The sequence below is a fragment of the Deinococcus aerolatus genome (assembly GCF_014647055.1).
In the GTDB taxonomy this organism is placed as follows: Bacteria; Deinococcota; Deinococci; order Deinococcales; family Deinococcaceae; genus Deinococcus; species Deinococcus aerolatus.
In genome coordinates, this window is the sequence record NZ_BMOL01000074.1 from 1 (window position 1) to 611 (window position 611).

At 58.6% G+C, this 611-nt stretch carries 1 protein-coding gene; it reads right to left on the reverse strand.

Going from position 1 to position 611, the window contains the following annotated elements; translation table 11 throughout:
- On the reverse strand, positions 1 to 611 hold a 611-nt coding region (locus tag IEY31_RS18570; protein ID WP_188974431.1), incomplete at both ends, for an IS3 family transposase.

Sequence of the window (611 nt, forward strand, 5' to 3'; positions counted from 1 at the left end):
TCCTGGCTCGGAACGCGCTGGGCGCGAGATTTTCCAGCGAGGAATGCGGCCTGAGGTCATGATAGTCGACCCTCCAATTTTCAATCTTCTCCACCGCGTCGTCCAGCGACAGGAACCAGTGGGTGTTCAGGCACTCATCCCTGAAACTGCCATTGAACGATTCGATGAACGGATTGTCGGTCGGACGTCCAGGACGCGAAAAATCCAGGGTCACGCCCTGCTGATAGGCCCACAGATCCAAGGCCTTACTGACAAATTCACTTCCGTTGTCTACCTGGATCCGGGCAGGCACCCCACGGTGCCTGCTGACCTCCTGAACCACCTCGACGACCCGCTCTCCCTTGATGCTGAAATCCACATGGACGGCCAGGCACTCCCGCGTCCAGGTGTCGATCAGCGTCAGTGCCCGAAACCGTTTCCCATTGAACAGTGCATCTGAAACGAAATCCATCGCCCACATCTCACCCTGCTGCCCTGCCCCCGGTTGCGCTGCACGTCGTGCAGCGCTCACATGCCGTCTGGGACGCTGGATTTGCAAGTTCAGCCCGGCCAGCTGATACAGCCTGAAAAATCGCTTGTGGTTAATGTGCCAGCCCTCCCGTGCCATCAGC